Source organism: Methanobacterium sp., from assembly GCF_038562635.1.
GTDB lineage: Archaea > Methanobacteriota > Methanobacteria > Methanobacteriales > Methanobacteriaceae > Methanobacterium_D.
Map to the genome: position 1 here is coordinate 447,294 of NZ_JBCFBO010000001.1, position 13,348 is coordinate 460,641.

Annotated in this window: 11 protein-coding genes; 10 read left to right on the plus strand and 1 reads right to left on the minus strand. The window is 32.6% G+C overall.

The genetic code is table 11. From position 1 onward, the window contains the following. The first annotated feature begins 134 nt into the window (after positions 1–134). The 5 genes from AAGU07_RS02075 to AAGU07_RS02095 all read left to right on the plus strand — a co-directional run bounded on the left by AAGU07_RS02075 (position 135) and on the right by AAGU07_RS02095 (position 5,294). Positions 135–2,198, plus strand: a complete 2,064-nt coding sequence (locus AAGU07_RS02075; protein WP_342457564.1) for a DUF1616 domain-containing protein — start codon at positions 135–137, stop codon at positions 2,196–2,198. 287 nt (positions 2,199–2,485) lie between these two features. Then, positions 2,486–2,971, plus strand: coding sequence for a hypothetical protein (locus tag AAGU07_RS02080; RefSeq protein WP_342457565.1), 486 nt, complete (start codon positions 2,486–2,488; stop codon positions 2,969–2,971). Between the two features lie 741 nt (positions 2,972–3,712). Further along, positions 3,713–3,949, plus strand: a complete 237-nt coding sequence (locus tag AAGU07_RS02085) for a hypothetical protein (RefSeq protein ID WP_048081100.1) — start codon at positions 3,713–3,715, stop codon at positions 3,947–3,949. A gap of 10 nt (positions 3,950–3,959) precedes the next feature. Beyond that, entirely contained in the window at positions 3,960–4,625 is a 666-nt protein-coding gene (locus AAGU07_RS02090; RefSeq protein ID WP_342457566.1) for a hypothetical protein, read from the plus strand. Positions 4,626–4,691: 66 nt separating this feature from the next. Continuing rightward, positions 4,692–5,294, plus strand: a complete 603-nt coding sequence (locus AAGU07_RS02095; protein ID WP_342457567.1) for a hypothetical protein — start codon at positions 4,692–4,694, stop codon at positions 5,292–5,294. Between the two features lie 81 nt (positions 5,295–5,375). On the opposite strand, the gene AAGU07_RS02100 is transcribed toward AAGU07_RS02095, so the two are convergent. Continuing rightward, positions 5,376–6,713: a tetratricopeptide repeat protein gene (locus AAGU07_RS02100; protein WP_342457568.1), complete on the minus strand. Its 1,338-nt coding sequence runs from the start codon at positions 6,711–6,713 to the stop codon at positions 5,376–5,378. A 698-nt stretch (positions 6,714–7,411) separates the two neighbouring features. On the opposite strand from AAGU07_RS02100, the gene AAGU07_RS02105 reads away from it, so the two are divergent. The 5 genes from AAGU07_RS02105 to AAGU07_RS02125 all read left to right on the plus strand — a co-directional run bounded on the left by AAGU07_RS02105 (position 7,412) and on the right by AAGU07_RS02125 (position 13,185). Further along, a complete protein-coding gene (locus AAGU07_RS02105) occupies positions 7,412–8,356 on the plus strand; it encodes a glycosyltransferase family 2 protein (protein ID WP_342457569.1) in 945 nt (314 codons plus the stop codon). A gap of 93 nt (positions 8,357–8,449) precedes the next feature. Further along, positions 8,450–10,036, plus strand: a complete 1,587-nt coding sequence (locus AAGU07_RS02110; protein WP_342457570.1) for a hypothetical protein — start codon at positions 8,450–8,452, stop codon at positions 10,034–10,036. Between the two features lie 154 nt (positions 10,037–10,190). Continuing rightward, positions 10,191–11,084 (plus strand): DUF166 family protein, encoded by an 894-nt coding sequence (locus AAGU07_RS02115; RefSeq protein ID WP_342457571.1) that lies wholly within the window; start codon positions 10,191–10,193, stop codon positions 11,082–11,084. A 1-nt stretch (position 11,085) separates the two neighbouring features. Further along, complete coding sequence (gene cobM, locus AAGU07_RS02120) at positions 11,086–11,856, plus strand: precorrin-4 C(11)-methyltransferase (RefSeq protein WP_342457572.1); 771 nt, start codon at positions 11,086–11,088, stop codon at positions 11,854–11,856. 84 nt (positions 11,857–11,940) lie between these two features. Next, a complete protein-coding gene (locus AAGU07_RS02125) occupies positions 11,941–13,185 on the plus strand; it encodes a hypothetical protein (protein ID WP_342457573.1) in 1,245 nt (414 codons plus the stop codon). Positions 13,186–13,348: the final 163 nt, after the last annotated feature.

The window sequence follows — 13,348 nt, forward strand, 5'->3', positions numbered from 1 at the left end:
AAATTCTTTCATTTAATACTAAACACCAAAAAATTAAGAATAGAGTATTTATAACGGAAATATCAATGAATTAATATTAAATGCATAACCATTCAAATTGAAATTTAATAATACTTGATACAAGGAAGACCAGCATGAAAAGACCAAACAACACAGACATTATTTTAGTAGTTTTACTGGCAGTGATATCTATAATCTGTATCACGGCTCCATATTTAAACAAATACATAATAGTGTTAATTCCATATGGGCTTTTACTGTTCCTTTTACCAGGGTATTCCATTGTAAGTGCATTATCTACTAAAAAAAGCGGATTAATCACTAAAATATTAGTGGGCATCCTTATAAGTATGGTTATTACATTTATATTGATTTCAACTATCCATTACACTAAAACACCATTTAGATACCGCTTAATAATTATAGCATTATTTACTATATTTTTTGCAGCAGTTGGGTACATAAGGAGAGTTATATCTTCCAAGAAACCAGATAGATATGTAATCTGTGAAAACTGTAACGGTTATTATAAACTTGAGGAAGGTGAATCTTTAGAAGATTTTGAAGCATGCCGCTGCGGAGGTCAATTAAAGTATGCTGAAGATAATATCCTGTCTAAAGAGGAGCCAAAGAGGAAAAAAAAATCTCAAAAAGAGAAGAAATCTAAAACTGAAGATCTCCAGTACCTCATATGTGAAAACTGCGGCGGCCGATACACCCTTAAAGAAGGAGAGTCCTTAGAAGACTTTGAATCATGCCACTGCGGGGGCAGATTGAAATATGCCAAAGAATATTTTAAATTGAACTCCAGCAGTAGATCTAAGATTTTTTCAAACAGCTTTTTACTGGTAATTATCCTTACACTTGCTGCTGTAATTGCAGTGGTCTTTAATTCAATAAGCAGTAGTATTATCAGGTCCATTATGGTTTTACCTTTACTGTTCTTTTTATCAGGTTATTCTATTATCAACATTATTTACCCCCAGTTATCTAAATTTAAGCTTGTAATATCAAGTTTTATTTTAAGTACAGTTGTCACATTTTTACTGTGTTTAGCATTCAGCAGTGCTGTAAAAGTTTCCCCTGCAAATGTTATTACAGGTTTAGCATGCCTTACAATTATATTAACAGTTATTTCCAAAATTAGAGGGCCTAAATTAAGCAAAGCCGAAAAAGAAGTAGAAGAAAAAAAGGTGCAAAAACGATCCAATTTAGGTACAGCACTCTTAAAATCCATTGCAGTTAGAAATAAACAATCAGCACCACATACTAAAAATTCAGTAACTGAATTACCAAAAAGTCCTCAGCAGGCACCACATGATGCAAATTCAGTATCTAAATCACAAGGGAAAAAATCTATCTTTTCAGATATTGTACTTGTATGGTTAATCAGTGCTTTATGTGCGATTTCCGTTCTAATTCCCCAATTAGAAACTACTGCTTTAAAAAGTGTTTTTGGATTTTTATTGATATTATTTGTCTCAGGATACTCTTTAATAGTAGTTATATATCCAAGAAAAGAGAGTTTGGAAGGTATAGAACGTTTTGCATTAAGCTTTGGATTAAGTTTATTTATTACTTCGATAATTAGTTTCACAGTGTATAGTCAACTTGGAACACGAATAAATTACATTTTTTTAGTTGTTTCAATTTTGACATTCATATTAGGTTTCTTAGCTTACATCAGGAGGTGGAATCTACCTGAAGAGGATAGGTTCAGTGTCAACTTCAAATATTATTTCAACAGGATCATTGAATCATTCAGGGGAGAATCAAGAAAAGATAAAATTTTATCCATCATCCTTGCAGTTTCCATTATCCTTGCAATTTCTGCCACAGCTTATGTGATTGCAGTCCCTAAGGAAGGTGAAAAATTCACAGAATTCTACATTTTAGGTCCAGATGGAAAAGCAAGCAACTACCCCACAAATTTAACAGTGGGGCAAACCGGGAACGTGACAGTAGGAATTGTAAATCACGAATATTCCACCGTTAACTATGAAATGATAATAAAATTAAACAACCAGACTATAAACGACACCAATATCACACTATCCAACAACGAAACATGGCAGCAGCCTTTCACATTTACGCCATATACATACGGCCAAAACCAGGAGCTTGAATTCGAACTTTACAAACTACCAGATAATAGCACAGTCTACAGGTCTCTTCACCTGTGGATTAATGCGGGATAAAATTTCTCTTTTTTTAATTTATAATTTAAATACCGGTAAAAACTTAATTTTTATAGCATAAATAGAGATTATAAATATATTTAGCCTTATCTATCTCATTTAAAAGATAATTTAATCTAAAAATAAAAATATCTTAAAATATTATTTTGTAGACTTTGTGCAGTAATTTAGTTTATGCTTACATAACAAATGTGATTATAGTAATACTTTTTATATAACTTGTATTAATAATAAAAAGTATGTTAAAAAAATATGCATTAGTATTACTTTTCATTATTTTTATTGGCATGTATACTGGACTTAGTCCATATAAACAAAATACTCATTTTTCAAAAATAAATTCAAACATTGTTAATGGTGCAAATCCATACACAACTTCTACAGACAAAATAAATCCAGATAACCCTGATATTCAGAAATATTTCCAGAAAGTTGCAAAAGTTCCCTATAAAGCAAATTATGACACCAATGCACCCAAAAAACCAGCCCAATTTTGGAAGGACAATTACGGCGACTGCGACGACAAAAGTGCTGCATTTGCCGATTATTTAAATAGAATGGGTGCTGAAGATATAAAAATTGTTATAATTCTCCATAATTCAAAGAAATACTCCCACTGCGTAGTTATATGGAAAAATCATGTTTTTGACGCAACAGCTGAACCTCCACTTTATAACATGGAGCAGACTAAATATTTTAATTACCTTAAAAAAATGGGATTCAACCTGCAGATCACTTACCCCTACACATATTACAAAAAGAGTTATTTATAACAGTATAATTAAAAATAATGAGAATATATTACTTAGAAATATATGAAAAAACAAATTGTACACCAATTAAGTAATAACTAATTATTTTCGCTCATGTCTGGAGTATTGTGCAAATACTACTATTTAAATAATAAATGCAATTTTTTTAAAACAATTTCAACTTAAATTAACCAGTATAGAAAAATTTTTTATTTTTTCCGATTGAAGAAAACTTTCAAGTCCAAAGGTCTTCAAAATCTAGGATTTTGAGACCTGGAAAACAAAGCTTACAAACATGAAACTTACAAAAAACCACAGGTTTTTTGCTGCATCAAAATCGTAGATTTTGACAGTGTTTGTGCATTCGAAAATCAATGATTTTCGAAAGTTTTCCAAGGTTTTCGTAAACATGAGCGACTGTTAAGGTTATACATTAAATCTTTTTTTTTTTCGTATAGATTTATTATCTAATAGTTTAATTTTAAATATACAGGACATTTTCACGCCTAAAATTATTTCATTAAACCCTGAATAAAAATAACCTATTAATTATTAAATGAATATATTATAAAGCAGTTACTTACTTCAATGTATATTAATTACTGATGAATTTATAATTAACATATTAATAAATAGAATTATTTAATACAAAGTTATATGATTGTATGTATTGCATAATAAACAAATATGGCTTTACAGTAGAAGAAAATAACAAATATTATATATTAAATGGAGATAATAGATATTATTTGGAGGTAATAAATGATCTCAACTGTAACAACCACAACGACGACAGTAACTACAACACAGGTTATGGCGTATGGGATAATTGCAGTGATTGCATTGATCGTATTTTTAGCGCTAAAAGAGATTTTAAGTGCTGAAGCAGATAAAAGCGAGCGAATGAAATCATTCGTTAAGGGATCCAACGTAGCAATAGTACCACTACTTCTGGTATTTGTAGCTATTGTAGCTTATAAAGTGGTAACAGTCCTTTAGGTGAATTAAAATGAAACAAAATAATTTAATAATCGCTATAGCAATTATAGCTGTCATAGTTATAGCTGCTTTAGCCGTAACAACTTTTATGAAACCACAAGGACAACAAACTTCAGCTACAGATCAGAGCACCAAACTAGCGTTCTATAATAATGGAACTACCTGGGTATCTGCAGATTTTGTTCTGGAAAATGTGACTTTAAAGAATGGTAGTGTACAAACTATCTATTCCGAAGTATACATAAAACCTAATGGTAGTGTAACACTTGATCTAAGTGCACTTGCAGGTTATAACAATGAATCATTGCCTGCAGGAACAACAATACCATTCATGGCATGGTTTGGACTAAACAACGCTAACAATTCAACAGGCAACTTAAATATTGCACTACAAGGATGGTCTAACACTTCGCAGCCGCAACCATATGATCAGGAATTAAACCTAACATATACTGGTTTACCTGATGATGGTTCCATAAACCTAACTGATAGTGCAGCTTACACAGATACAGATATGAATGCACTCATTCAAAAAGTAGGATTCGATGATAGTACTAATTCAGCAGAACCGTTAGATGTTCAAGGAACAATAACTGTTAATGATGATGGTACAGTCACAATAACACTATTAAACACCCCTACACTCTGTAATGTAATGGCGCATATAATTGGGTAACTTGTGTTAAAAAACAGTTAAACGTAAAACCTCTTTTTATTTTTTTAGTATGTAATTGTGATTAAAATGAATTTTAAAAAAATATTTCTAATAATATTAGTTCTTATTCTGGGATTTTTAGCGTACGGTACTGCAAGTGGAAGTTTAGAAGAAATTGCATTCAGCAATATACCTTATAATTATACTTCTCATGTTTGGATACCTCCAAATCAGCAAAATGGAAGCTCCCTAGGCGGGTTTTACTCAATATATGGAAAAGGAGAAAACTTTAACTTCACCATAATTCTCCCTGGTGCTGAAAACACAGAAAGTCCTCTTGATTATACAAAAGACGGGCTTAACGGTACAGGACATATAAATAATATAGATATAACTTACAACACCATTACAAGCCTCGGGGCACATGACTTAAAAGGAGCCATGTTTAACACTAAATTTGACGGGATATTCAACATGTCATGTGCTGCATGGACAGGTGAGGGTAATTTCTCAAACAACGGCCAGAATCTCACAGGAAACTTTAAGATAGATGGCCCAATGACAGATTGGAAGGGAACATTTAATGTAAAAGAAGACGGCAATAGGATAAAGTTACAGATGAATTATATATGGTACCCACATGGATCACCTCAAAAAGCTAAGAATGTCCAAGAAGTTATTTATATGTAAATGCATTAAACTCAAGTTTAATGCATTACTTTTTTTACAATTTATTTTTCTAATATTTTTGATAATTCCACTAATGCATTATCAAAAAACAGTTGCTAGATAAGGCGCTACAGCTGGGAAGATAAACGGCATGATTAGAAACAGGAATGAATTGGAGATTCCGTGAGATAATGTAACTCCCAGCAAACTTCTTGTTTTCTGGAAAGCATAACCATAGAATAACGCTACGCTGAATACAAAAGCTAAATCCAAACCAGATTGCCACCCAACGTGAAGAGCTGTAAAGAGTATGGAAGCATACAGTAAACCAAATACCTTTCCAAATACATTTTCTGCATTTTTTTGAAGTATACCTCGAAACAGTAATTCTTCTGCAAACCCTGTTGATATTGTAAGGATTACAGCCCCAAACAGAACTGTTTCTACAGAAAGCGTAGAAATTAATGGAGCAGGTTTAAGTATTAAATATTCAGTAAACCCTAAAAGTACCCCGCTTAAAGCTATAGTTAGTTGAAGGGGAATATTACCTAAAACTAACCCTATTTTCTTTCGGGTGAGTTTTTGAGCCCTTATTAATGTAAATGATGCAGCAAATAGCGGAATCGCAATTATGGGGAACCAGTAAAGGGGCTGGATCTGCATGATAGGTATTGAAAGCCCAATTATTCTAATCATAGGTAGAGCCATCATTGATCTAAGAAGGGTTGAAAAATTATAAGATTCATGAAAGGATGAATGGATTAAAAGGGCAAACAGTATAATCATCTCTAAAACAAGGCCCATTTGCATATTGACATATGTAACAGAAATTTCTGCAGCGGAAATTGCGATGAAATAAACAATAAGTGCTGCTATATCTTTTTTAGAAGATATAACACTATACCTTTTGGACTCGATGTCTTTCATTGCATCTTTAACACGGGCCTCCCTTTCACGGTCTTTAACCTTTTCAAATAATTCTAAAGAACGTTTATAATCCATCACAGCATCTTCAAATGCATCCTGAAGTTCAAAAGTATTTGCTATAAGGTTTGATACCATTCCTGCACGTTTATAATCACCAGCTTTCTGAAATTTTTTAATGGACTTTTCATAGCATTCACGTGCTTCTTCATAGTCTTTGTATCTTTCAAAAGAGATTCCCAGCCCAGTAAGTGCATAACCTTCACCAATTATATCTTCAGCAGCGTTATAAAGATTTAGAGATGAATTATAATACTTTTGAGCATCCTCCGGTTTATTTAAAGATATATAACTATCACCTATTCCTAAAAGAGCATCTGCTTCCTTTCGAGGATCATTTGTATTTTTAAATAAGTTTACTGCTTTTTTGTAATAGGAAATTGCTTCTTCAAGTCTTCCCTGAGCATAAGAAGTATTTCCTAAATCAAATGCCATCTTAGCATCCATTTTATCCATCGATTCACCCGTACCATTTCAGAGAATTATTTATTTTCTTTTATTTTTAATTACCTGCCATATAAATTTACTTATTAAAAATGAGTAACAGTTGATATTACTTCATTAAAAGAAGCTTATATAATTTGTATAATTAATATGTGATAACTAAACTTTATTATTTAATATAAAAAATTTAAAATATTTATTACTTGATTTAACTGATAAATGAATATTTATTACATGTATAAAACCATTGCACCAAAACCAAAATATATCACATCCCTATAAAATGATAAATCTCTTTTGTGACTTCTGTAACACAACTATATTAACATAAAATAAAATAAGTGAATTTATATATAATAAGAATTTATAATATTGCATATAATATTTAAATTACCACAATTACTACGCATAATCATAATATAAAAAAAAGTAGTACTCTTCAAGTATTTCAGATGGATTAAGATAGTCCCCATAAATTATAGAACATATTGCATGGTAAAGATGCAATATAAAAAATAATGAACATAGTACACAATATAAAACAGTTGAAAATAAATTATTACTTAATATAACAAAAAATAAAAGTGTATTATTCCATAATAACAAATTATTTATATGCAAACTAAAAATAAATTAATATACACTATTTTAATTTATTATATTAATAATAGCGATAATTAGTCTGGTATAAGGGGATAAAAGGGAAAAAAATGACTAAAATAACAGCCATACTACCTGCTTACAATGAAGAGGTATCCCTCGGAAGTGTTGTACTTAATACTAAAAAATATGTGAACAATGTAATTGTAATTGATGACGGCAGTACTGACAGTACTGTAGAAATCGCAGAACTTGCAGGTGCAGAAGTAATAAGTCATCCTTCTAATAAAGGAAAAGGTGCAGCATTAAAAACTGGTTTTGAAGCTGCAAAAACCTCCGAAATTATAGTAACTATAGATTCTGACGGTCAACACGACCCAAAAGAAATACCAAAACTGGTAGCTCCCATAATAAACGGTGAAGCGGACATCGTAAACGGCAGCAGATATATCAACGGGAATAAAAAAGATACTCCATCCTACAGGCGTGTTGGTCAAACAGTGCTGGATAAAGCCACTAATTTAGGCAGCGGACTCGAGATTACAGATAGTCAAAGTGGATACAGGGCATTTGCAAGGCATGCAGTACCTGCTTTCAGATTCAGCAGCGTCAATTTTGGTATCGAAAGTGAAATGCTTATGGATGCATCCAATGCAGGGCTGCGGATCAAAGAAGTTGAAATTAATGTCAGATATGATGTAGACGGCTCTACAAAACATCCTGTAAGTCACGGTATAGGCGTGCTGATGAGGGTAATAAATGATCTTGAATTTCAAAGACCTTTATACTATTTTACATTACCTGGAGCTATAATAGTTATAACTGGAGTAGTATTGGGCCTTCTATTCTTCGGGGACTACTTAGGAGGCGGATCTAGGAGCCTGCTCCCCACGATCCTTGCAATAATGATGACAATGGCAGGTGGATTTTTGGCATTTACAGGAATAATTTTAGACTCCATGAGTCGAATGATAAACAGGGTTGTAAATGATCCTAATTATGATATCCGTGCCAGTGAAATTTCCAGCACTAAAGTCAAACAACAGGGAAAATAAAATACACATTTAGTCATCTGGAACATTTTTTAATTAATAAGATTGCAGTACTACCCGACATGTTTTTAATAGTTAAATAGCATATTTATTGTAATGTTTAATCATAAAATTGTTAATAAAAATCTTTTAATTATTATTCCTTCAATCATAGCATTTTTCATAGGGCTTATCCCAACATTACAATACGGCTGGCCTTTAAGCTGGGATATAATCCACCACGTACATATTGCAGAAGTATATGCACAGTACGGGTTTACACTTACAGATCCGCTGATAAGTTTACAAAATGGGCCGCAAAAAATAGGATATGTCCCATTATTTCACTTATTTATTGCAGCTATAGGCTATATTACAAAAATTAATTACTTCCAGATAGCACGCTGCCTACAGCCCTTAATTGCAGCAGGCATAGTATTCTCAGTTTCATATGTAGGATACAAATTTTATGGTTTAACAGCAGGTATTTCTGCGGGCTTTATAATATTATCAAGCAACCTTGTTAACAGGATAGTTTTACCTATTCCTGAAAATATAGCATTGATCATCTTCCCAATTGCAGTGTATTTATTTTACATATCCCTGAAAAAAGATACATATAAATATGCTTTAATATCTGGATTAATGTTTATTTTAATGGTATCAATCCACCAATCAGCTGCATTTCTATTATTTTTAACAATAACCTCCTTTATTATTGTTAAATCTATTTTAAGCAGAGATATATGTGTTTTTAAAAAGTATATTGCGTGGATACTGCCTCCTGTTTGTGCAGCAGTTATAGCATTAACAGCTGTTCTAATTCTAGACACTAGTATCATACATAATATACTGCAAAATGGAATAGGTGCTGTAACTGGTTACAAAGACTCAATCTCATACAACTACAACCAGCCTTTAGATTTAATTCGTTATGTATGGCAGTTAGGGATCATAGCTTTATTGTTTGCACTTATAGGTGCAGTAGCATCCTATAAATTAGACCTGCCTAAAGCAGTGAAAGATAAATCTGTCCTTTTAATAGTATGGATAGTAGTTATGTTCATATTCAGTAAAATTAACTGGTTTGGACTTAATATGATATCTTACCGGGTCCTTATTTATATACTGCTGCCACTTTCAATATTAGGCGGTTTTGGCCTGTATCAGACATATAAATGGGGAAAACAAAAGAAAATATCAAATTTACCAGTAGGGCATTTAATTTTAGGGATAATATTCTTATTTGCAACCCTAAATGGTGTTTTAATAGCAAGTAACCCTAAAATAGCTAATTTTGGTGCCCAAACAGAGCTTGGAAACATAAGTATAGCACCGCCCTCTGTATCTGAAATAGATTTAGCCAGCTGGTTTAGTAAAAATGGAGATAAAAATAAGAGAGTAGTGATTTCAAATTATTATTCAGGGATGTTTTTAGTAGCCGATACAGGGCAGCCTCTTTCACGTTATAACCGTGTGCTCATTGGTAAAGTCAATCAATCAACAATTATTAAGAAGGATATAGGTTACCTTGTATATGATAAAAGGTTAAAATTCTCTTCAGGTAATAAGACTTACCGTGCCGAACCTGGAGGGCTGCTGTATTTCAGCAGAGATATTCGCCAGTTTATACCAAAATATGCAAAAATAGTATACGAAAACAATGACTTTATAGTATGCAAGGTTCAAAGTGCTAAAACATAGAATACATCACGATTACATTTTTATACAAAAATAACCATACACTTAACCAGTTTCTCTTTTAATTATAGTATAAAATATCTCAATAATATAAACAATTAAATATATTTAAAAAGGAATACATCCAAATCATTTTTAAATTTCAGCGGGTATTAAAATGAATATCTTTATACTAACATCGGGAAAGTATGGTTCAAGGATTATAAACCATATATCAAAAATGGGACTTGCATATTCCATAATAGGGATACATGAAGTTTCAGGAGATTTACCCGAATTTATAGATGATGTCAGCAGTTATGTTCCAGATAATCTTCCTGAAGCAGACTTGATCCTTTCAATTGGATTATACGGAGACATAAATATGATTATACCTTTCGTTGCATCTAAAACTGGGGCAAAGTCCATAATTGTACCAATACATGACCCTAAACAAATTCCAGCAGGCCTCCAGATGGAAATAGAAAGCGAGACTCATGATGCCAGAATAGTGTTTCCAAAACCATTCTGTTCGCTTGAGCCCGTTGGAGATAAATATATAGATAAATTTGTAGAATCCTTTGGAAAGCCAGAACTTGAGATCAAAGCTGATAATCTAATAAGACATGTTGAAGTTAAAAGAGGCGCTCCATGCGGTTCGACATTGTTTGTAGCAGAGAAATTGAAAAATGTACCTGTCACTGAAGCCGAATTTGAGGCTGGAGGTAAATATCATAATTACCCATGTTTAGCCTCCATGGATATTGATCCTCAAATTGGAGATACATTATTACACGTTGCAGGTTACAGGATCAAGGAAGCTGTAAAGAGAGAACTTGGGTTTGCTGCAAAATCTGCGGTCGTTTGTGAAGAAATGTGCCAGGGTAGAGATAACTGCAGCCATATCTGCTATGAGGTATGTCCCATAGGTGATGAAACTGTTAAGATCAAAGAAAATGGTAAAGTAGAAATTGATGCAAATTCATGTGGATACTGTTCAATTTGCGTCCAAAAATGTCCATTTGAAGCCATTACAATTAAAAACAACATAAACTTAAAAAGAAGTGAATAAAATGGAAGGAAAAGTAATATTTATAGGTGCAGGACCCGGAGATCCTGAACTTTTAACCGTTAAAGGCCAGAATGCATTAAAAAATGCAGATATTATAATTTATGCAGGGTCACTTGTAAATAAAGAAGTTTTAAGTGTCGCTAAAAAAACAGCTGAAATATACAACAGCGCTTCTATGAACCTTGATGAAATTCTAGAAATAATGGATACAAGAACAAAACAGGGAAAAATCCTTGCAAGAGTACATACAGGAGACCCATCCATATATGGGGCAATAGGAGAACAGATCGAATTTTTAAGGCACAATAATATTAACTTTGAAATTATTCCCGGCGTCAGCTCTTTATTTGCAACTGCAGCCGCACTTGAATCTGAATTAACACTGCCTGAAGTATCACAGACTGTTATTATAACCCGTCCTGAAGGTAGGACTCCTAAACCTGAATCAGAGTCCATTAAAGAACTTGCAAAGCACAACGCCACCATGTGCATCTTTTTAGGCATTCACATGATCGAAAACGTTGCACGCGACCTTTTAACTCACTACCCTAAAGACACTCCAGTTGCAGTTGTTAAGAAGGCCTCATGGAAAGACCAGTTGATAGTTAAAGGTACTTTAGAAGATATTGCCTCCAGAGTTAAAGAAGCTGGAATTGAAAAGACCGCAATTATAGTAGTAGGTAACGTTCTTAATCCCGGTGATATTACTCCCTCCAAACTTTATGATGCTGAATTTACACATGAATACAGGGAAGGGCGCAAAAACAAATAATAAAATTTAACAGATAAAATAAATATCAGAATATTTATACACTTACTTAACTTTTTTTAATCTAAAACTTTGGAAGTAAGAAACTTGAGTTATATAAATAAACTAAAAGAATGGTTCAACCGGCAGAGCAATACCAACAAAGCAGTGCTGGGATTAAGCCTATTTTGTATAGGTTCTATAATATTCATTGTAATGGCAGGAATACTGGTTCCAGATATTACTTATTTATCTTTAGAGACACCTAATGCTCAAATAGATAATAGCACTCTTGAATATACTATAACAGGTTCCTCAGAACCAAATGCCCAAATTTTTCTGTATGATGAGGATTTAAACTTAAATAAAGTGCCTGTTAAGGTAGATAACAACGGTAAGTTTAGTTACAATCTTAATATTCCACTTAGCATCACCGACACCAAAGTTTCTGTAGTTTCACAGGTACATGGGAAATATGAGGTCTCTCAAGATATTGAAATACAGCGCCCATTAACATTTCTTTCAATTAAACCTATGCAGGAACTTAGTTATGGGAATAAAAGTCTTGTACTAGAAGGTAAAAGCGATCCTGGCGCTACTATTCATATTATCTCAAATATGACTCTGAGAAGTAACCTTAACCTCCAAAGTTATGTGGATACCGCTTTTAATGACCCTGTGATCAACAATATTACTTTGAAGGCTGATTCAAACGGCTATTTTAAGCAGGATTTCTATGTTCCTTTAAATTCCACATCAGCTTACTTCAATGTAACGGCCACATCTACAGGTAAAAGGGACAGTACTCAAGTTCAAAATGTTACCCGTGATTATGATATATTCCCTTCAATTATGTCAATCTTTAACAGCAGCTATCTTTCAAACAGTGTTAAAGTGAAAAACTTCACTGGAAAAGGATTTTCAATAACTTATCCTGCAGTCTGGGAAAGACAATCATATAAAAACGCGGGAAAAGATGCCAGATTAGATTTAATCTATGGAAATAGTGTTGAAGCCATAGTATGGTATGGTAAAATTGGTAATGAATTTGGAAACTCTCTTGAAGACTATAAAAACACCCAGGATGTTCACATACGTACATGGTGGGGTGGAACTGAAGTTTTTGAACAGGATATCAATAAAGATGGTATGACTGGATTTAGAACGGTATATAAATGTCAGAATAATCCTGTGTTTTCCAATGACATAGCTGCACCGTTTTATATAGACAGGACAACTGTTACAAAAGATAATGTAAGTGTATATGAACTGCAGTTAATGGTTTTCAATGATTACTACGAAAAGAACGATTATTTAATTGAACAAACAGTAAACAGCTTTAAGATTACCTAATTTTTAAAATTGATTGAAATTACTTGAAGATGTTACTTTTTAATTCTTCATTTTCTTTAAAATATTTTTAAACTCATTTTTTAAACATGAACACAAAGTTTATATAATCTGCAGGTAAAAATATCATAAACACGTAATATATTACCTATAGGAATATTAACAT

Excerpts from the sequence above, each read along its gene's own strand:
- AAGU07_RS02075 (WP_342457564.1), top strand. The coding sequence starts at position 135 with ATGAAAAGACCAAACAACACAGACATTATTTTAGTAGTTTTACTGGCA.
- AAGU07_RS02080 (WP_342457565.1), top strand. The coding sequence starts at position 2,486 with ATGTATACTGGACTTAGTCCATATAAACAAAATACTCATTTTTCAAAA.
- AAGU07_RS02085 (WP_048081100.1), top strand. The coding sequence starts at position 3,713 with ATGATCTCAACTGTAACAACCACAACGACGACAGTAACTACAACACAG.
- AAGU07_RS02090 (WP_342457566.1), top strand. The coding sequence starts at position 3,960 with ATGAAACAAAATAATTTAATAATCGCTATAGCAATTATAGCTGTCATA.
- AAGU07_RS02095 (WP_342457567.1), top strand. The coding sequence starts at position 4,692 with ATGAATTTTAAAAAAATATTTCTAATAATATTAGTTCTTATTCTGGGA.
- AAGU07_RS02100 (WP_342457568.1), bottom strand. The coding sequence starts at position 6,713 with ATGGATAAAATGGATGCTAAGATGGCATTTGATTTAGGAAATACTTCT.
- AAGU07_RS02105 (WP_342457569.1), top strand. The coding sequence starts at position 7,412 with ATGACTAAAATAACAGCCATACTACCTGCTTACAATGAAGAGGTATCC.
- AAGU07_RS02110 (WP_342457570.1), top strand. The coding sequence starts at position 8,450 with ATGTTTAATCATAAAATTGTTAATAAAAATCTTTTAATTATTATTCCT.
- AAGU07_RS02115 (WP_342457571.1), top strand. The coding sequence starts at position 10,191 with ATGAATATCTTTATACTAACATCGGGAAAGTATGGTTCAAGGATTATA.
- cobM (WP_342457572.1), top strand. The coding sequence starts at position 11,086 with ATGGAAGGAAAAGTAATATTTATAGGTGCAGGACCCGGAGATCCTGAA.